We start from the raw sequence: 19,399 nt of genomic DNA, 5'->3' as shown, positions 1-19,399 counted from the left end.
ATGGAAAAGTGTCGGATTCCATCACGGCCGGTCGTTCGATGTCGAAAAATAACGATCGGACGCCGCTGGCTGGAACCCGTTGCCGCCGTGGCAGCAGCCTGTCCTCCATGGCTACTCACGACATCGACCGGATCGATCACTCTGTCCTCTACACCACCGACATGGACGCCACCGCGGCGACGTACGAGGCGCTCGGTTTCACCCTCAGCCCGCTGTCCATGCACATGGGCGCCGACCGTCCCGGCGGTGAGCGCCGGCCCATGGGCGCGGGCAACCGGTGCGCCCTGTTCGGCCGTACCTACCTGGAACTGCTCGGCCTGTACGGGGACGGCTCGGTCGACCCCTGGAACATCCGCCCGCTGATCGAGCAGTACGAGGGCCTGCACGGCTACTCCTTCGGCTGCCCCGACGTCGCGGTCACCGAGAAGCGGCTGCGCGCGGCCGGCCTGTCCTCCTCCGGGGTGCTGCCGCTGCAGCGAGACGTGGAGACCCCCGACGGGGTGGCGACCGCCCGCTTCCAGGCGGTTCATCTGGACCGTGCCCGCACGCCCGAAGGGCTGATCCACGCCGCGCACCATCTGACGCCCGAGCTGATCCACCAGTCCCGCTACCTCGAGCACGCCAATGGAGCCACCCACCTGCACAGCGTGCTGCTCGCGGTGGACGACGCCGACCTGGAGGACACCGTCGCCCGCTACGCCCTCATCCTGGACGTCGAGCCGGCGGCCGAAGGGTCGCTGCGCGTGCTGTCGCTCCCGCTGGGGAGGGTGGAGATCGTCGCGGTCTCCGCCTTCCGGGAGATGCGGCCCGATGAGCCGGTGCCCGCGCTGCCGTACATGGCCGGTCAGACCGTGGCGGTCAAAGACGTGAACGCGGCCCGCGCCCTGGTGGAAGGCAACGGGTTCACCACCCGCGAGCTTCCTGACGGGTTTTTCGTCGGAGCCGCCCAGGCGCGCGGCGCGGCGCTGGCCTTCATGGCGGTGTGACCGGTGAACACCCTTGTCACCACCTTCCTCGGCATCCAGGTCACGCTAATCTGACCACGGTGGTTGCCCCGGTCCTGGACGAGCTCGATCGTGCGATCATCCACGCGCTGCACGTGGATGGACGCGCGCCCTTCAGCCGCATCGCATCGGTGCTGCACGTGTCCGACCAGACGGTCGCGCGCCGCTACCGCCGGCTGCGCTCCGCCGGATTGCTCAACGTGGTCGGCCAGCTGGACGCACGACGGCTGGGTTGGGTGCAGTGGATCGTGCGGATCCAGGTCACGCCCGACTCGGCCATCCCCATCGCCGACGCCCTGGCCCGCCGGCCGGACACCTCCTGGGTCAGCCTCACCTCAGGCGGTACGCAGATCGTCAGTGTCATCCAGGCACGCAGCCCGCACGAGCGTGATGCGCTGCTCTTTGGGCAATTGCCGCGAACGCCAAGAGTGGTCGGGGTGACGGCTCACTGCCTGCTGCGGGTCTTCGCCGGCGGTCCCACCGGCTGGCACGGCCGCGCCAACTCTCTCGGGCCGGAACAGATCGCCGCGCTCAGCCCGCGGCACCCGCCGCCGGCACAGCACGGGCGGGTCCTCCTGGAAGAAGGCGACGAACAGCTGGCGGCGGCTCTGGCCCGGGACGGCCGCGCCGGGTATCCGGAGCTGGCCCGGGCCACCGGCTGGTCGGAGATGACGGCCAAGCGCAGGCTGGAACAGCTGCGCGGCGGCTGCGCGCTGTTCTTCGACGTGGACGTCGACCCTCTTCACCTGGGGTTCGAGATGGTCGCGATGCTCTGGCTGACGGTCGAGCCGTCCGCGCTCCGCCGCGCCGCCGAGGCGATCGCCGCGCATCCCGAGGTCGCCTTCGCCGCCGCCACCACCGGTCCGACCAACCTGCTGGTGTTCGTGGCCTGCCATGACGCCGAAGCACTGTACGACTACCTCGAGGGCGGCATAGGAAGCCTGCCGGGAGTCCGGCAGATCGAAAGCGCTCCCGTCATCCGGGACAGCAAGCGGGCCGGCACAGCGAAGAAAGGAACTGGTCGGCGGGCCGGGTAGCAGCCAGAAGAAGGTTCTAGAAATCAGCACGCTTCAGCGTGTCGAGATCGTAGGTCGGGCTCCGTCCCAGGGACATCAGCGGCCACGACGGGCCGCGCGACGAAGAAGGAGAACCACCATGACGATTCAGCGGATGGACAACGTCGGCATCGTCGTCGACGACCTTGAGGCTGCCATCGCGTTCTTCGTTGAACTCGGCATGGAGCTGGAGGGCAAGGCGCAGATCGAGGGCCTCTGGGCGGACCGAACCGTCGGACTCGACGGCGTCCGCTGCGACATCGCGATGATGCGGATCCCGGACGGCCCCGGCCGGCTGGAACTGGCGAAATACCACGCCCCCGCGGCGATCAGCGCCGGACCGCACAACCCGCCGCACAACACGCTGGGCATGCACCGCGTCATGTTCGCCGTCGACGACATCGAGGACGTCGTTGCCCGCCTGCGCACTCACGGCGCCGAACTCGTCGGTGAGGTGGCCCGGTACGAGGACAGCTACCTGCTCTGCTACGTCCGCGGCCCCGAAGGCATCATCGTCGCGCTCGGCGAGAAGCTCAGCTAAGGGACGGGAACAGCCATGCGACCGAACGAGATCATCGAAGTCCTGAACCGGCCGATCAGCCAGGAACTGCTGGCCCGCGACCTGACCCGCTTGGCCTACGTCGCCAAGGACGGCACACCCCGCAATGTCCCGATCGCGTTCACCTGGAACGGCTCGGAGGTCGTCATGTGCACGTCGACGAACGCGCCGAAGCTCCCGGCCCTGCGCGAGAACCCGATGGTCGCCCTGACGATCGACACCGAGGTGCACCCGCCCAAGATCTTGCTCATCCGCGGTCGGGCCGAGCTGGACGTCGTCGAGGGCATCCCGGACGAGTATCTCCAGATGAACGGCAGCTACCAGATGACACCCGAGCAACGGGTTGAGTGGGAGGCGGAGGTGCGTTCGCTCTACGACGGCATGGTCCGGATCGTCGTGACCCCGACGTGGGCGAAGCTGATCGACTTCGAGACGACCCTGCCGAGCGCGGTCGAGGAGCTGGTCCGGCAGCGGGAGGAGCGTCAGCGCGCCTGAGCGCCGCGCGTGGGATGTCGAGAACCCTCCCCGAAGAGAAACACCATGACCTATACCGCACCAAGGAGAAAACACGATGGCCAAGTACCTGCTGCTCAAGCACTACCGAGGCGCACCGGCAGCGGTCAACGACGTGCCGATGGACCAGTGGACGCCGGAGGAGTTCTCGGCCCACATTCAGTACATGCGTGACTTCGCCGCCCGGCTCGAGGACACCGGCGAGCTCGTCGACCATCAGGCACTCGCCCCGGGAGGCACGTTCGTCCGCTACGACGGCGAAGGGCGGCCGCCGGTCACCGACGGCCCGTTCGCGGAGACCAAGGACCTGATCGCCGGCTGGATGGTGATCGACGTCGAGACCTACGAGCGGGCGATCGAGCTGGCCGGCGAGCTGTCCGCGGCTCCGGGCGCGGGTGGGAAGCCGATCCACGAGTGGCTCGAGGTGCGCCCGTTCTACGGCGAGTCGCCCACGGTGACCGAGTGAACGAGTCGCTGCTGCGGGAGCTGGTGCCCGCGGTGATCGGTGTCCTCGTCCGTCGCGGAGCCGACTTCGCGGCGGCCGAGGACGCCGTGCAGGACGCCCTGGTCGAGGCCGTACGTGTGTGGCCGGACGACCCACCGCGGGACGCCAAGGGCTGGCTGGTCACGGTGGCCTGGCGTAAGTTCCTCGACGCCGCCCGCGCCGATACCTCCCGGCGGCATCGCGAGGTACGCGTCGAGGACGAGCCCGTGCCCGGCCCGGCCGAGGCGGTGGACGACACGCTCCAGCTGTACTTCCTGTGCGCGCACCCGTCCCTGACACCGGCTTCGGCCGTCGCGCTCACGCTGCGCGCGGTCGGCGGCCTGACCACGCGTCAGATCGCGCGGGCCTACCTCGTGCCGGAGGCGACCATGGCCCAGCGGATCAGCAGGGCCAAGCGGACCGTCTCGGATGTCCGGTTCAACCAGCCCGGTGACGTCGCCACGGTGCTGCGCGTGCTCTACCTGGTCTTCAACGAGGGCTACTCCGGCGACGTCGACCTGGCCGGCGAGGCGATCCGGCTCACTCGCCAGCTGGCGGCCAAGACCCACCATGAGGAGGTCGCGGGCCTGCTCGCGCTCATGCTGCTGCACCACGCCCGGCGCCCGGCACGGACCGGCCCCGACGGCAGGCTCGTGCCTCTCGCCGAGCAGGACCGCGGCCTGTGGAACACCCGCCTGATCGCCGAAGGCGTCGACGTACTCCAGACGGCCCTCACCCGCGACCGCCTGGGCGAGTTCCAGGCCCAGGCCGCCATCGCCGCGCTCCACGCCGACGCCCAGACGGCCGAGGAGACCGACTGGGTGCAGATCGTCGAGTGGTACGACGAACTGGTACGCCTCACCGACAGCCCGGTGGCCCGGCTCAACCGGGCCGTCGCGGTCGGCGAGGCCGACGGCCCGCGGGCCGGCCTGGCCGCCCTGGCGGAGCTCGACCCCGCCCTGCCCCGCTACACCGCCGTCTCGGCGTACCTGCACGAGCGTGACGGTGATCCGGTGACCGCGGCCCGGCTCTACGCCGAAGCCGCCCGATCGGCGTCCAGCCTCCCCGAACGCGACCACCTCACGCGACAGGCCGCACGGCTCAACGCGCGGCTGCGCACGTAGTCAGCCCGCCTGGTGCGCGCGGTGGCGGCGGTACTGGGACGGCGAGAGGCCGTACTGGGCCACGAACGCCTGCCGCAGGCTCTCCGCCGAGCCGAACCCGCACCGTGCCGCCACCTCCGCCGTGGGCAGCGACGACGAGGTGAGCAACTGCGCGGCGGCCTCGGTACGGGCCTTCCTGACGTACCGGCCGGGGGTCAGGTCGAGGTGTTCCAGGCAGAGGCGGGTCAGGTGCCGCTCGCTGATGTTCAGCCGGACGGCCAGCGCCGCCGCGCTCAGGTCGCCGTCGAGATGGCCGGTGACGTGGTCGACGATCTTCCGCACCAGGGGGTGCTCGGGCGGGGGCGCCACCACGAACATGCTCATCTGCGCCTGGTCGCCCGGCCGCTGCAGATAGGTCACCACACCGCGGGCCACGGTACGCGCCAGCGTCGAGCCGTTGTCCTCCTCGACGAACGCCAGCGTCAGGTCGAGTGCGCTGGTGACGCCCGCCGCGGTGGACACCTTCCCCTCCCTGATGAAGATCGGGCAGGGGTCCACGGTCACCCCGGGATGCCGGGCCGCCAGCGTGCCCGCGTACCTCCAGTGAGTGGTGGCGCGCCGCCCCTCCAGCAGTCCCGCGGCGGCCAGCACGCTCGCGCCCGTGCACACCGAGGCGACCCGCCTGCTTACCTCGGCCAGGCGGCGAACGTGCCCGACCAGCCGCCGGTCGCCGGCCGCCTCCTCGTGCCCGACGCCGCCGGAGACCACCAGGGTGTCGAGCGGGCCGGTGATGCGCTCGATGGTGTCCTGGCTGCGCAGCGTGAGACCGGAGTCGCAGATCAGGTCGTTGCCACCGGGAGTCGCGAGGACGACGTGGTAGCGGGGGTCCCGCGTCGCCGCTCCATGTTCGCTGGGGCGGGGCGCGCCCCGCCCCAGCGAACCACGCGCTTCTAGAGGAGCGGAAGGCGCCGTACCCCGCTCATGGTCGGCGTGGGGATGAACTCCACAGGGTCCGCTGGATCGGTACGCAGGGGATCGAACCGGTCGAGCAGGATGTTCAGCGCGACCCGCCCCTCCAGCCGGGCCAGGGGAGCGCCGATGCAGAAGTGGATGCCGCGGCCGAACGCGAGATGCGGGTTGGGATCGCGATCAGGATCGAACACTCCCGGGTTCGGGTACTGCCGGGGGTCCCGGTTGGCCGTCGCGATCCAGCACATGACCATCTGATCGGCCGGGATCGTCACCCCGCCGAGCTCGACCTCGCGCGTGGTGGCACGGCCGAGGGCGGCGAACGGGGTGAGGAGCCGGAGCGACTCCTCGATGACGGCCGGGACCGAGTCGCGGTTGGCGCGTACCCTGTCCTGCTGGGCGGGGAAGGCGTCCAGGCACAACACCGTGTTGCCGAGCAGCATGGTCGTGGTGATGTGCCCGGCCAGCAGGAGCACGATCGCGAAGTTGACCACCTGATCGTCGGGCAGGTGCTCGCCGTCCACCTCGGCCTCGACCAGCCTGGTGAGCAGGTCGGCGCGCGGCTGCCGGCGGCGTTCGGCGGCGTGGCCGGCGAGATAGTCGCTCATCTCCCGCCACGGCTTCATCGTGGCTTCGAGGCTCGCGCTCCGCTCTTCGGCAGACTGGTTGAGCGAGACCTTGGCGTCCCGCTGGAACAGCCCGTCCGCCCACTGCTTGAACAGATCGCGATCAGTGGTGGGCACCCCCAGCAGCTCGGCGATGACGATGACCGGCAGCGGATAGGCCAGATCGCGCACCAACTCGAACCGCTCGCGCTCCTGCGCCGCGTCGAGCAGTTCGTGGGTGATCGCGGCGATCCGCGGTTCGAGATCCGCGACGACCTTGCGGGTGAACGCGCTGCTGACCAGTTTGCGCAGCTTGCCGTGCTCTGGCGGGTCGATCTGGGTGATGAAGCCCTCCAGCGAAAAGCCCTCCTCCGGCAGCATGCCCTTGGGGACGATCCGCATCGTGTCGGAGGAGAAGGTCGCGGGGTCGCCGATGACCTCCTGCAGCTCCGGGTAACCGTAGACGTTCCACATCCCGGCTTGCGCGTCGAACTCGACGGGCGGGCCCGATCGGGGCCCGTGCAGCCAGAAGTGTTGCTTCGGGACGTCGTACCGCTCGACGAAGTCGGCCATTGCCTCTCCTTGGTTGAGGATCTCTCTGTCGAGGTGTACGTCAGGACGATTTCTTGCGGTATTCCGCCCAGCGCTCGAGCATGCCCTCGCCGTCCCACAGGACGAAGGCGAAGAACTCGCGGGTCTCCGCCACCCGGGCGCGCCGTCCGGGCTCCTCGCCGAGGAACGACAGCCCGAAGTCCAGCGTGTCCAGGCTCTTCCGCACGCCGGCGAGCTGGACCTGCATGACCTCCGCCCATCCGCCGCCGATCATCCGGTAGCGGTGCTCGCGGCCGGCCGTGGGCACGCGCTCGATCATCCCGCTGACCTCCAGCTGCCTGGCGACCGTGCTGACCGCGGTCTTGCTCACCCCGAGCTCCGCCGCCAGGTCGGTGAGCGAACAGTCGGGCGGGTCGCAGATCATGAGCCATGCGTACAGGCGGCCCATCGTGCGCGTCCCGCCCAGACGCTCCATGACCAGCCCCATCCGATCGACGAACTCACTCTCCTGAGGCTCCACTGGCGCCAACTCCGCAATTATCGTCAAGTACGTACTTTACGAAGCGTACATCGCGGAGGCGTGATGCGTGAAGAGCCGTACAGGTGGAGCGGGCGGCCGGTCAGTGGGGGTCCGGTCTGGGGATGTGGATGCCGGCGGCGCGGAGCTCGGCCTCGAAGAGCGCGGCCAGTCGCGCCGCGGCCGGCGTCCGCTCTTCGCCGTGGTGGGCGATCAGCGTGTACCGGGCCGCGGCCTCGGTACGGGCTTGCAGGCCGGTCACGGTCCTCAGCAGTGCGGGGTTGGCGAGGTAGTGGTCGGCCGCGGCGGTGGCGAGCTCAGCGATGCGGGGGTCGTCCGGCTCCCAGAACACCGCTTCGGCCGCGCGCCTGGTCAAGGCGACGAGCCGGGTGTCTTCGAGGGCGTGCTCGAAATGGGCGAGGTAGTCGTCGAAGCCTTCTGGGACCAGGGCCTTGGCCAGCACCCAGCCCTCCCTGGTGGCCGCCACCTCGTCCGCGGAGAATCCGTGGCCGGACATCTGTTCCAGCAGCGCCACAGCGCGGTCGGGCAGCAGGGCCCGGTCACCATCGGCGAGCCGGTACAGCGTGTCACGCCGCGCGGTCAACTCCTCGATCCGTTCGGTGAGCTGCCGCGCGACGTCGGCGAGCGCGGCGGCGAACAGCGTGGCGTCGGCGTCGAGCAGGGACCCGATCTCGGCCAGCGGCACCCCGGCGGCGGCCAGCGTCCGGGCCTGCACCAGCCGCAGCAGCTCGGCCGATCCATACCGCCGGTAGCCGGAGCCGTCGCGTTCCGGCTCCTCGACCAGGCCGAGCTTGTGGTAATGCCGCACTGTCTTCACCGTGACGCCGACGAATGCCGCCGCCTGCCCGATCGTGACTCCGTTCCGCATCTGCCCAGCCTGCCCTGTGCTCAGACTGCCGGCTGAGCCGGGTCGGCCCGCCCACCGCGGAACACCTCGTGGAGGAGCCTTTGCTGGGCGCTCTGGAATGCTGCCCCGATGGCCATGTCGGCGTCGTCCACGCAGTTCAGCGCGGCGGTGAGGGTCTTGCTGCCGTCGGGGGTGCTGTACATCAGCGCCGCGTGGCCCACGGTGGCGCCGTTGTGGGAGATGAGGGTGCCGCCGTCGTCCGTGGTCACCACGAACACGCCCAGGCCGTAGTCCATGTTCGGGATGCCTGTCGGGTGCGGGGTGCACATCTCGGCCAGCAGCGGGGGCGGCAGGAGCTTGCCGCCCAGCAGTGCGGAGATGAACGTGTGGAGGTCCTGGGTGGTCGAGATCATGTCGCCGCCGGTGGAGACCCAGGAAGGGTTGTGGCGGGTGACGTCGACCGTCTTGTCCTGGTAGCGGTAGTAGGCGTGGGCGTGTGGCTCGGGGATCTCCGGCGAGGCGTCGGGCACGATCGTGCCCGACAGGCCGAGCGGCTCCAGGATCAGCCGCCGCATCTCCTCGGCGAGCGAGCGGCCGGTGACCTTCTCGATCAGCAGTCTGGCCAGCACGTAGTTGGTGTTGGAGTAGCTCCAGCCCGTCCCCGGCTCGAACCGGGCCGGCTTGGACAACGCCAGCTCCACCAGCTCCTGCGGCCGGTAGGTCGTGAACCGGTTGTCCAGCCACTCTCCGCCCGTGGTGCTGTAGGGGATGGGGATCCCCAGCACGATCGTCCCGTCGTCGAAGACCTCGCCGGTGTAGTTGAACACCCCGCTGGTGTGTTGCAGCAGCATTCGCACCGTGATCCGCTCGTCGAGCCCGAGTTCGGGCAGGTAGCGGGCTGCCGGGGTGTCGAGGTCGATCTTGCCCTCGGCCACCAGCTGCAGTACCAGGGTCGCGGTGAAGGTCTTGGTGTTGCTGCCGATCCGGATGTGCCCGTTCGTCGGCGGCTTGGCGGCCCCGCCCAGCTCGGCCGCCCCGGCGCTGCCGGCCCATTCGCCCCGCTCTTCGTGCACGCGCAGCGACACCCCGACGAAACCGGAATCGACGACCTCCTCGATCGCCTTCTGCAGCTCCGGGCGATCCTGCCCGGCGGTGTCGAGGGCAGCGGCGATCTTGCGGGCCATCTCGGCCGTGACGGTGCTGGGCTTGTCCGGGTGGACCTGGGCGGCTTCGACGGCGAGGAGGATGGTGCCGCGGAAGTTGTCGGCTTCGGCCGGAGCCTGCTTGCCGAGCAGCTTCATGGCCGAAGTCAGGGCCGGCAGCACTCGGTCGGCGAGTTCGGCGACGGTCTTGCCCTTCAGGTCGATGTCCTTGGTCTTCGCGGCGAGCACGTGTCCGACCAGGCCGGTCGCCGACGTCAGGGCGATGGTGGCATTCGTGGCGGTCTTGTGGGGCGAGCCGGTGGCTGCGGCTATCAGCGATACGGCGCCGTACGCGGCAGTCCGGAGGGTGCTCTTGTCCTGGTCGGAAAGGGTGATGGACATGGTGGTTTGCTCCTTCAAATCTGTTATGTCCGTTCGGCGTCTCGCCGCTGCGACGAGCTTGCACCCTGACCTAAGGTCAACCTCAACCGTGATCCAGCTCACAACTACCTCGCGTCAGCCCATGATGACCTTGAGGTCGAATGTGCCCTGGTGGGGGATGCGGAGGGCGTGGAAGCGGCGGGCGCCGTCTCGGAAGTAGCGCACGCTGCCGGCCGCGACGGTCGCCTGCAGGGGAGTGTCCCAGCGGAAGCGGATCGTGGTGCGGCCCCGGCGCACGTCGAAGCCGTCGGCGGTGGCGGTGGTCGAGCCGCCGAACGTGGCTCGCGTGCCGTCGGTGAAGGTGAGGACGTCTTCGGGCCGGAGGATGAGGGGGATCTGCTCGGTGGCCGCGGCGTTGGCCCTGACCGTACGCCGGATCGTCTGGCGAGTGACCAGGACGTCCGTGGTGACGTTCGCGTTGCCGTACCGGATGCCGAAGGCGGCGGGGGGCGGGCCGCCGGTCCACTCGCTGCCACCGGGGGCGCCACGGAAGTAGGCGGCCGGGAGGTCGCCGTTGGAGTCGGGCACCTGGCCGGGGAAGACGGTGGACCAGCAGGCGTAGTTGTTGTCGTTGAGCCCGCAGATGATCGTGCCGGCCTCGGGATGCCACAGGAAGGTCAGGCCGGTGCGGGCGCGGGAAGCGCGGTCGCCGAAGTAGCCGCCCAGGTACAGGCCGGGCTTGCGGACGTACAGGAAGTCCTGGCCCCTGTCCCTGCGCAGTTCGACGAAGTCCTGCGAGCGCAGGTAGGGCAGGTCCGCGATGGCGGCGGCGCGCTGCCGCCGGGTGGGGAAGCCCTCGCCGTACAGGCCGTGGGTGAGGATGCGCGGTGAGGTGTCCTGCTTGGCGAGCGGTGTCACCGGTTCGGTGGACGCGGCCCAGGCGGTGCGGGCGTCGGCGAGGTCCTCGCGGGCGGTCATGAACGCCGACAGCAGCGGCACCTGACGGGTGAACGTCCAGTTGAGCGCGGTCCGGTCGGGATCGGGCCGGACCTCGTCGTACCAGCGCGCACTGGTACGGGTCGACGGCGCGACGTTGACCATGTACCCGGCGCCGTCGGGCTCGCGCAGCAGGTTGTAGGACAGGAAGCCGGTGAACTTGCGGGCCATGTCCACCAGGTGCGGGTCCTGGCTGTGGAGGTAGGCGTCGGCCAGCTCGGGCAGCATGACCTCGAAGTTGTAGTTCATGTCGTGGCCGCCCTCCTCGTGGAAGAAGCCGGCGGAGCTCACGCCGGTCGCGGCGATCCTGGCGAACGCCTCGCGCAGGCTCGTGGCGAGCGCGGGATCCGGGTCGAGCTTGAGCGCGTGCGTGGCCCCGGCCAGGCCGGAGCTGGTCTGGTTGGCGTAGTTGAGCGGCTCCTGCCAGACCGTGCGGTTGGCGGGGTCGAGGAACCACGTCATCGTCGTCCGTAAAGCGGCGGCGATCTGGGCCTGCCGGGCGGGCAGCGCCCCGGTCGCGCGCAGGATCCGCAGCGTCTTGGCGAGGTAGCCGAGGCCGAATCCGGTGGGGGCAAGGCCGTGCTCGTTCCGGTTGTACTCGGGGAAGGAGCCGTCGGCGTGCTGGAGCGACAGGTAGTGGCCGAGCGCCGCGTCGAGCGCGGCCAGTAGGTTCGCGTCCCCGGCGTACGGGTTCCACGGGCGGGCGTTGGCGTGGAACCAGGCCAGCGTGAAGACGTGCTCCTGCACGCGGGCGTTGTACGGCGCGGCCGGCGACCGCCACCAGCCGCCGGCGAAGAAGCCGGTGTCGTCCATGTCGTTGACCATGGGCGCGAGCGTGGCCAGGTACGGCGCGAAACGCTGCTCGTGGGGGGCGAACGACCTGCGGTCCAGACCGGGCAGCGGCGGCAGGTCGGGGACGGCAGCGTAGGCGGTGCCGGGCGCGAGCACGGGCACGGCCGGGAGCAGCGCGGCGGCGCGGAGGAGGGTGCGGCGGGAGAGCGTTCGGCGAGGGAGCGTTCGGGGAGGGAGCATGGTCAGCCTTTCAGACCGGTGTGCGCGAGCCCCTCGATGAACTGCCGCTGGGCCAGTACGAAGACGACCAGGATGGGCAGGGCGGTCATCGTGGCGGCGGAGAGCTGCACGTTCCATAGGGGCGAGCCGTAGGCGTCGACGAACTGGGTGAGCGCCTGCGGCAGGGTGAACTTCGACGGGGTGGACAGGAACACGATGGGTTCGAGGTAGAGGTTCCACGAGTGCAGGAACGTGAAGATGGCGACGGCGCCGAGCGCGGGCCTGGCCAGCGGCAACGCCACCCGGTAGAAGGTGCCGAAGCGGCCGAGCCCGTCGACCCTGGCCGCCTCCTCCAGCTCGCCGGGCAGCGTGATGAAGAACTGCCGCATGATGAACGTCGCCAGCACGCTGGGCGCGCCCAGGATCGGCACCAGGATCAGCGGCCAGTGCGTGTCGGTCAGCCCCGCCCCGTGGAACATCTGGAACAGCGGGACGATCGTCACCTCACTGGGGATCAGCAGGCCGACGAGCACGACCAGGAAGAGCACGTTCTGACCGGGGAAGCGGATCCGGGCGAAGGCGTAGCCGGCCATCGCGGCCACCGCCATCGTGCCGACGGTCACCACGGCCGCGATGTAGAGGCTGTTGAGGTACTGCTGCCCGAACGGCTGCAGCTCGAAGACCCGGCCATAGGTGGAGAAGTCAAACCTGGAGGGCAGCAGCGCGGGCGGGAAGGCGAAGATGTCGCTGATCGGCTTCACCGACGAGGTGACCATCCACCAGGTCGGGAACACGAACGGCACGCACAACACGCACAGCACCGCATATAGCGCGAGCTTGACCCTACGACTCATGGAAGACCCACTTCCGGCGCAGCCGCCACTGCAGCAGCGTCAGCGCCGCGACGATCAGGAACAGCAGGACCGACAGGGTGGCGCCGTAGCCGAGGTGCCGGAACTGGAAGGCCTGCTGGTACAGGTAGTAGACGAGGACCGTGGTCGACATGCCGGGCCCGCCCTGGGTGAGCACGGCGATCTGGGCGAACACCTGCAGCGACCCGACCACGGTGATGATCGAGGTGAGCAGGATCGTCGGGCTGATCAGCGGCACCGTGATGCGCTGGAAGCGGGTCCAGGCACCGGCGCCGTCGAGCTGCGCGGCCTCGTACAGCTGGCGGGGCACGCCCTGGAGCGCCGCCAGGAACAGGACCATGTTCAGCCCCACGTTCTTGACGACCTGGACGACGATGACCGACAGCAGGGCCGTGCTCTCGCCGCGCAGCCAGTTGGGGCCCTCGACGCCCGCCACGCCGAGCACGCCGTTGACGCCGCCGTCCTGCTGGAGCAGGAACTGCCAGACGATCGTCCAGGCGACCAGCGACACCAGCACCGGCGAGAAGAACAGCGTGCGAAAGAACGTGGTGCCGCGCAGCCGCTGGTTGAGCAGGATGGCCAGGGCGAGGGCGAGAGTGAGGTTGAGCACGACCAGACCGGCCGAGAAGAGCACGGTGCTGGTCAGCACCTGCCCCATTTTCGGGTCGGTGAGCAGCTTGGCGTAGTTCTCGCCGCCGATGTACTCGAACGTGCCCGCCAGTACGTTCCACTCCTGGAGGCTGTAGTAGACCACCAGGCCGAGCGGCACCAGGACGAACAGCACACTGCCCACGAGCTGCGGCGAGATCAGCAGATAGCCGACGAGGGCGTCGCGCCGGGGGATGGTCCAGTAGGGGCGGCGCCGGGTGGCGGCGCGTGCGGCCACCCGTTCGCCGAGGTCCGAAGCCACCACGTCATCCGCCCAGCAGCGGCTGGATCTTCGCGCACACGCCGTCCAGCACCGCCTTGACGTCGGCGTCCGGCTTCCACAGCGGGTCGAGGGCGGCCCTGGCGGTCTGCGCGAGCTCGGCCTGACCGGTGTGGCTGGGCTTGACCACGCCCTTCTGGATGCCGTCGATCACCACCTCCTGGAGCTGGTCGCCGCTCAGCATGGGGCTGGTCTTGGCCATGGTGTCGGCGGTCAGCAGCGAGCTGCGCGCGGGTGGGAAGTACGCGGCGAGCTTGGCGGCGTTGGCGGCGTTGGCGAAGTAGGCGAGGAAGTCGGTGGCCTGCTGGGCCCTCGGCGACTTCTTCAGTACGCCGATCCCGGCCTGGCCGATGACCGCGTACTTGCCCTTCGGCCCGGCGGGCAGCGGCACCAGGTCCCACTTGAACGTCGCGTCCTTCAGCATGGCGGCGCGGGAGATCTGGGCGACGGCCATCGCGGTGTCACCGGAGAAGAAGTCGACGGCGGTGCCCGGCCCCGGCATGGACTTGTCGGTGAAGATCGCCTTGTGCACGAACGTCATGGCCTCCACCATCTCGGGCGCGTTGAACTGGCAGGTGCCGCCGTCGTCGCTCCACGCCTTGGCGCCCCAGCCCTGCCAGATGGTGGCGAGGTTGTCCCAGGCCTTGTAGTCGAAGTTGAGGATGGTCAGGCCGTTCTTGCCCTTCGCCGCGATGGCCTTGTTGATCTGGTTGGCGTGCTCCCAGTCCCACTGGCCGGCCTTCATCAGCTCGCGCGGCGGCTTCTGGCCCGCGGCCTTGACCAGGTCGGTGTTGACGAAGACGCCGAACGGCGAGGTGGAGAACGGGTAGGCGTACAGCTCTCCCTCGCGCTCCCACAGCCGGGTGGCGGCCGGGACCAGCTCGCCCACGTTCTCGATCTTGCTCTTGAGCGGGACGAGGGCGCCGGAGCCGACGAAGTCCGGGGCGGAGTTCTCCATGATCCACGCCATGTCGGGGGGATTGCCGCCGGCGATCTGCGTGGTCAGCGTGGTCGTGTAGTTCTCGAACGGGATAGGGTCGAAGGTGATCTTGCCGACCTGCGGGTGGGACTTGCGGTACTCGGCGGCGATGTCGTTGAACAGCTTCAGGTGGGCCTCGTTGGAGGTCCAGATCGACATGCGCAGCGGTTGTGGGCCCTGCGCGGCCGGCGCGGTGCCGCCGTTGCCGCAGGCGGTGGCCACGAGGAGGGCGGTCAGCGAAAGGGCCGCCAGCTTCCCGGGTGCTTTCATGGGGGTTTCTCCTTCTGGCGTTGATGACGGCGTCAGTAGCCGGTGACGTCGGGCCAGCGCAGCTCCACGCCGTCGCGGACGAGCCGCTGCTGGAAGTCGGCCAGGAGCCGGTCGTCCGCGCGCACGGCGTGCGGCGTGGTGGCCTGGTCCAGGCAGAAGGCGGCGAGCGCGCCGGCCGCCTCGCCGACGTTCCACTCCACCGGATGCAGGCGGTAGGCGCCGTTGGTGATGTGGGTGGTGCCGATGTTCTTGCCGGCCGGCAGCAGGTTGGTCATCCGCTGCGGGACCAGCGCCCCGAGGGGGATCTCGAACGGGGAGCAGGCGACGTCGATGTAGTTGTCGCCGCCGGTCGACGGGTGCAGGTCGATGCGGTACATGCCCACGCCCACGGAGTCGTGATAGGAGACGGCGCCCTTGTCGCCGCGTATCGCCACGGACAGGTCCTGTTCGGTGACGGTGGTCAGGGCCCGGATGCGCCGGGACTCGCGGATGTAGGCGGCCTGGGCGAGCCCGTCGGCGCTGCCGGTGACGTCGCCGCGCAGCCGCAGACCCGGGTATCCGGTGCCGCCGTCGTGGCGGGGGGCCTCGGTCTGCAGCCAGTACATCACCGACAGGGACAGCTCGCGGGCGGCCGCCAGGTGCCGGTCCGCGTCCGGCACGTCGATGACCGGCCCCTCCAGGTAGTCGATCATCGGCCAGTTGACGAGGGTGATGTCGCTGGCGTAGGCGCCCGGCGTGAAGTTGCGGCGCGCGGCGATCCTGCGGAAGGTCCACAGGTTGGCGTCGCCCGGGTTGACGCGCTGGTCGGCCTCGACGAGCTGGGGGTCGTCGTCGGGGTTGGGGGTGAAGGAACGTTCCATGATCGCGAGGGTGCGCGGGTTCGGGCACCGCCACGACAGCAGCTTGTCGCCCCAGAAGGGCGGCTCGTACGCCCGCCAGAAGTCGTAGGAGGCGGGCCGGTCGATCGTGTGGTCGCCGTCGACGTGGTCGACCGCGAAGCAGACGGAGACGGCCTGCATGTTCAGCGGTTGCGCCTCGGCGGGCGCGCTCGGCTCGCCTGTCTCGCATTGCGACTCGAATCCGGTGACGTACTCGGTGCCGGTCAGGGGCAGCAGTTCGCCGGTCTCGGTCGCGTCCAGCACGTACGGCGCGCGCACCACGACCTGCTCGGCGTCATCGTCGCGGTGTGCCAGCCGTACCGATGTGACGCGGTCGCCATCCACCTCCGCGCCCACCGGCCGGTACGGCTGCAGCACCCTTAACCGGCCCGAGCCCCGATAGGGGGCGAGCATCGCCTCGATCACCGCGACCGCGACCCTGGGCTCGTGGCACAGGCGGCTCACGTGACCGGCTCCCGGGTTGAACTCCCGCTGCGCCCGCGCCCGTTCGGTGAGCGGGTAGTGGTGGCGGTAGTACTGCCGGATGCCCTCGCGCAGGGCCCGGTAGCTCGCCGTGACGCCGAACCGCTCCACCCAGGAGTGCTCGTCGGGCGGGACGGCCTGGCTGGTGAGCTGGCCGCCGAGCCAGTCGTGTTCCTCCGTGAGGACCACGGTGCGGCCGGCCCGCAGCAGGGCCAGCGCGGCGGCGACGCCGCCCAGCCCGCCGCCGACGATGGCCGCGTCTGCCGATATCTCAACCACTTGGGGAAATCTCCTGTCACATTCCGGGGGCCGGAGCCAGCGTGCTTCCGGCGATCAGCTCGCAAGGGAGCAGTTCTTGCGGGCTCCCGCCCCTCCCCAGCACTTCGGCCAGCAGTTGTACGGCTCTGTGGCCCATCTCGCGCCTAGGGATGCGGAAGCCCGTGAAGTCGGTGTCGGCCTGGACCGGCCGGGTGAACGCGCCCAGGGTGAGGATGGACAGGTCGCGCGGAATCTCCATGCCGCGCTCCCCGGCAGCTCTGGCGAGCGCGACGCAGTCGGCGTACTCCTCGACGAAGACCGCCGTCACCCCGGCCGCGACCAGGTCCTCCAGGGGTGCCTCGGGCGGGAGGTGCCGGCCGTCGGCGCCGCCGGCCGCCACACCCTCGTGGAACCCGCGCAGACGGTCGGCCCTGGACTCGCCGCCCGTGCCCGCCCCGACGTAGGCCAGCCGCCGATGACCGAGTGCCACCGCCCGCCCGACCAGCGCCCGGACCGCCGACGGGTAGTCGGCCCCCACGTACGGCACCGGCCCGCCCGCGTCGTCGCGGCGGCCGACGGAGACGAACGGGATCCCTTCCGCCAGCAGCCGGGCCAGGTCGTCACGGTCGACCGTACGGCCGAGCAGCAGGCAGCCGTCGGCCAGCCGCACGCGGCTCTCCTCGTTGAAGATCTGCCGTCGCGCCCCCGAGATCGCCCTGGCGCTGGTGAACAGCAGCAGGTCGCAGCCGATCTCCTCGGCGCACTCCTCGATGCCGGCCAGGAACGGGTGGTAGAAGTCGGCACTCTCGGTGGGGAAGACCGCCTCATAGGTGAACACACCGAGGATGCGGTTGCGGCCGTCGGCGAGCCGCCGCGCGGCGGGATCGGCCACGTAGCCGGTCTCCTTGATCACCCGCAGGACCCTTTCGCGGGTCTCGGGGGCGATCCGCACCTCGGCGTCGCCGCGCTTGTTGAGCACGAGGGACACCGTCGTCTGGCTCACGCCGGCCATCTTGGCGATGTCCTGCTGCGTGAGACGTCGGCCTGAGCCAGTCACCGTACGTGTTCTCCCATGATTCGGCAATGCGCATTAGCAACTTGGTGGGGCCCTATCTTTCGCGCGGCACCCCGTGCTGTCAAGCGTGGATTTTCCCAAGTTAATTCGCATTAGCATCTTGACGCATCACTCCGCCGGGGGAGAGCGTGTGAATCCGCACCGCGACGCAGCGTGAAGGAGTCCAAATGATCCGACGGCGGACTGTGTTACTGGGCGCGGCAGCGGGCGTGGCCGCGGGCCTGGGTCTCGGACCGGCCGCGAACGCGGCGGCGGGCCCGGCCGGGATGCCGACCTACCGGTACCTGCGCGACGCCCTGTCCCTGCCGCTCAGCCACAACCCGACGGGGGAGTTCATCTTCCCCTGCATCAGAGGGGTGTACGACAAGCTCAGCAACCCCCGATCGCGCTACTACCTCTACTACGCCCCGCACGAGGATCCGGGCGGCATCTGCGTGGCCTTCGCCGACTCCCTGGCGGGCCCCTTCGACGACTACTCGGGCAACCCGATCATCGACAACCGCCTGCCGACCACCACGGTCTCACACGTGTCCTCACCCCACGTGACCTGGGACGCCGCCACCCGGCAGTTCTTCTGCTACTTCCACGGCGAGAACTACACCACGCGCGTGGCCCGCTCCACCGACGGCATCACCTTCACCGACGAGACCCCGATCCTGAGCACCCGCCTGGTGCCCGGCACCTCGGAGACCTCCTACGCGCGGGTCTTCGAGCACGCGCTGCCCGGCCGGAACAACAAGTACGTGATGACCTTCATGGGGGTACGCAACGGCCGTCGCATCTTCTACGGCTGGTCGCCCAACGGCTGGGACGGCTGGCAGTTCAGCGCGACCCCGCTGGTGAACCCCGAACCCGACGGCGTGACCGACATCTCCGGCGCCACCCTGGTCAAACGCAACGGAACCACCTACGTGGCCTATCACGGCAACGACGGCAGGATGCGAATCACGGAGGTCGGCAACGCCTTCGACAAGGAGACGCACCTCGGCGTCTTCCACTCGCCGATTCCCTCGGACAACGGCAGGGTGGCGGCGCCGTCGTTCGGCACCCAGGACGGTGTGTCGTACATGTTCTACGAGGCGGGACCGCGACTGAACGCCCGCATCTGCATCGCCCGGGCGGTCTGACAGCCGTTGGGCGTTGAACGCGTTGCTAGGGCAGGGCCGCGGCGATGCAGTCGAGGACGCGCTGGAGCCCGTGCCGGAACTGGTCGTCGCGGCTCAGGTGTGGCTGGCGCGCCTCCATCACGATCTTGGTGAAGATCGGGTAGTCCCCGCTCTTCACCAGTCGGTCGACGTACGAGGAGCTCCGCGCCATCCACTCCGACTCGCTGAGCCCGCTGCGGCGGAATTCCTCGGCCGAGCTGATCTCCTCGCGGACGGTGCCTTCGACGTAGCCGCCCAGAATGGCCATGAGGCCGAGGTTCTCGTCGATGGAGACGAAGGCGTCGAGCACTCCCATCAGCCGTTCGACCAAGAGCAGCTGATTAGGGCCGAAGCTGGGCAGTGACCGCTGCACCGCGGCGATCCACGGGTGCCTCAGCCACATGGCCCGCAGCCCGTCGGCGTAGCGGGTCAGGTCGGCGCGCCAGTCGCCCGAAGGCATGCCGGTGACGTCGATCTCGCCCTGCAGCCGGTCGGCCATGAGTTCGATGAGGTTGTCGCGGCTCGGGACATAGCGGTAGAGGGACATCGCGCCCGCGCCGATCTCGGCGGCGATCCGCCGCATGGTGGCCGCCTCCAGCCCCTCGGCGTCGGCGATCCGGATCGCCGCCTCGGTGATCTGCGCGCGGCTGTAGACCGGCTTCGGCCCGCGCGCGGGGCGCTCGGGCCGCATCCAGATGTTCACGTACTCGGCGTCGGCCACCGTCTCCTCCTCCCAGTTGCGTACATGGTAC

The 19,399-nt window shown here is 69.7% G+C and carries 19 protein-coding genes; 7 read left to right on the top strand and 12 right to left on the bottom strand.

All coding sequences use genetic code 11. The annotated features are described in order from the left end of the window. Positions 1-107: 107 nt before the first annotated feature. The 6 genes from KME78_RS12330 to KME78_RS12305 all read left to right on the top strand — a co-directional run bounded on the left by KME78_RS12330 (position 108) and on the right by KME78_RS12305 (position 4,739). Positions 108-986: a VOC family protein gene (locus KME78_RS12330; protein ID WP_219528966.1), complete on the top strand. Its 879-nt coding sequence runs from the start codon at positions 108-110 to the stop codon at positions 984-986. A 59-nt stretch (positions 987-1,045) separates the two neighbouring features. Beyond that, positions 1,046-2,041: an Lrp/AsnC family transcriptional regulator gene (locus KME78_RS12325; protein WP_219528965.1), complete on the top strand. Its 996-nt coding sequence runs from the start codon at positions 1,046-1,048 to the stop codon at positions 2,039-2,041. Positions 2,042-2,174: 133 nt separating this feature from the next. Then, entirely contained in the window at positions 2,175-2,600 is a 426-nt protein-coding gene (locus KME78_RS12320) for a VOC family protein (RefSeq protein ID WP_219529079.1), read from the top strand. A gap of 15 nt (positions 2,601-2,615) precedes the next feature. Then, positions 2,616-3,113, top strand: a complete 498-nt coding sequence (locus KME78_RS12315; protein WP_219528964.1) for a pyridoxamine 5'-phosphate oxidase family protein — start codon at positions 2,616-2,618, stop codon at positions 3,111-3,113. Between the two features lie 76 nt (positions 3,114-3,189). Continuing rightward, positions 3,190-3,597 (top strand): YciI family protein, encoded by a 408-nt coding sequence (locus KME78_RS12310; protein WP_219528963.1) that lies wholly within the window; start codon positions 3,190-3,192, stop codon positions 3,595-3,597. Continuing rightward, the gene (locus KME78_RS12305; RefSeq protein ID WP_219528962.1) at positions 3,594-4,739 is read left to right on the top strand and encodes an RNA polymerase sigma factor; all 1,146 of its coding nucleotides are present in this window, start codon (positions 3,594-3,596) and stop codon (positions 4,737-4,739) included. Before KME78_RS12310 ends, KME78_RS12305 begins: the two co-directional genes overlap by 4 nt. On the opposite strand, the gene KME78_RS12300 is transcribed toward KME78_RS12305, so the two are convergent. The 11 genes from KME78_RS12300 to KME78_RS12250 all read right to left on the bottom strand — a co-directional run bounded on the left by KME78_RS12300 (position 4,740) and on the right by KME78_RS12250 (position 17,484). Then, a complete protein-coding gene (locus KME78_RS12300) occupies positions 4,740-5,654 on the bottom strand; it encodes a GlxA family transcriptional regulator (protein ID WP_219529078.1) in 915 nt (304 codons plus the stop codon). It abuts the gene before it with no gap. 14 nt (positions 5,655-5,668) lie between these two features. Then, positions 5,669-6,865, bottom strand: a complete 1,197-nt coding sequence (locus tag KME78_RS12295) for a cytochrome P450 (protein WP_219528961.1) — start codon at positions 6,863-6,865, stop codon at positions 5,669-5,671. A gap of 40 nt (positions 6,866-6,905) precedes the next feature. Further along, positions 6,906-7,364 (bottom strand): GbsR/MarR family transcriptional regulator, encoded by a 459-nt coding sequence (locus KME78_RS12290; protein WP_308126922.1) that lies wholly within the window; start codon positions 7,362-7,364, stop codon positions 6,906-6,908. A gap of 100 nt (positions 7,365-7,464) precedes the next feature. Next, positions 7,465-8,250, bottom strand: coding sequence for a MerR family transcriptional regulator (locus KME78_RS12285; protein WP_219528959.1), 786 nt, complete (start codon positions 8,248-8,250; stop codon positions 7,465-7,467). Between the two features lie 20 nt (positions 8,251-8,270). Further along, entirely contained in the window at positions 8,271-9,773 is a 1,503-nt protein-coding gene (locus tag KME78_RS12280) for a serine hydrolase domain-containing protein (protein WP_246650930.1), read from the bottom strand. Between the two features lie 114 nt (positions 9,774-9,887). Then, positions 9,888-11,780 (bottom strand): hypothetical protein, encoded by a 1,893-nt coding sequence (locus KME78_RS12275; protein WP_219528958.1) that lies wholly within the window; start codon positions 11,778-11,780, stop codon positions 9,888-9,890. Positions 11,781-11,782: 2 nt separating this feature from the next. Continuing rightward, positions 11,783-12,613 carry a carbohydrate ABC transporter permease gene (locus tag KME78_RS12270; protein ID WP_219528957.1) on the bottom strand — a complete coding sequence of 277 codons (831 nt, stop codon included), beginning with the start codon at positions 12,611-12,613 and terminating at the stop codon, positions 11,783-11,785. Further along, positions 12,603-13,544, bottom strand: a complete 942-nt coding sequence (locus tag KME78_RS12265; protein WP_219528956.1) for a carbohydrate ABC transporter permease — start codon at positions 13,542-13,544, stop codon at positions 12,603-12,605. Before KME78_RS12265 ends, KME78_RS12270 begins: the two co-directional genes overlap by 11 nt. A gap of 1 nt (position 13,545) precedes the next feature. Next, positions 13,546-14,808: an ABC transporter substrate-binding protein gene (locus tag KME78_RS12260; protein WP_219528955.1), complete on the bottom strand. Its 1,263-nt coding sequence runs from the start codon at positions 14,806-14,808 to the stop codon at positions 13,546-13,548. Between the two features lie 32 nt (positions 14,809-14,840). Continuing rightward, positions 14,841-16,448 (bottom strand): FAD-dependent oxidoreductase, encoded by a 1,608-nt coding sequence (locus KME78_RS12255; RefSeq protein WP_219528954.1) that lies wholly within the window; start codon positions 16,446-16,448, stop codon positions 14,841-14,843. Positions 16,449-16,464: 16 nt separating this feature from the next. Beyond that, positions 16,465-17,484, bottom strand: coding sequence for a LacI family DNA-binding transcriptional regulator (locus tag KME78_RS12250; protein WP_308126909.1), 1,020 nt, complete (start codon positions 17,482-17,484; stop codon positions 16,465-16,467). Positions 17,485-17,669: 185 nt separating this feature from the next. On the opposite strand from KME78_RS12250, the gene KME78_RS64170 reads away from it, so the two are divergent. After that, positions 17,670-18,629, top strand: a complete 960-nt coding sequence (locus tag KME78_RS64170; RefSeq protein WP_246650929.1) for a glycoside hydrolase family protein — start codon at positions 17,670-17,672, stop codon at positions 18,627-18,629. A 25-nt stretch (positions 18,630-18,654) separates the two neighbouring features. Here the strand turns inward: KME78_RS64170 and KME78_RS12240 are convergent, their stop codons facing one another. After that, positions 18,655-19,368: a TetR/AcrR family transcriptional regulator gene (locus KME78_RS12240; protein ID WP_219528953.1), complete on the bottom strand. Its 714-nt coding sequence runs from the start codon at positions 19,366-19,368 to the stop codon at positions 18,655-18,657. Positions 19,369-19,399 lie beyond the last annotated feature (31 nt).

Source organism: Nonomuraea guangzhouensis, assembly GCF_019396345.1.
In the GTDB taxonomy this organism is placed as follows: domain Bacteria; phylum Actinomycetota; class Actinomycetes; order Streptosporangiales; family Streptosporangiaceae; genus Nonomuraea; species Nonomuraea guangzhouensis.
This window is presented reverse-complemented; position numbering and strand designations above follow the sequence as displayed.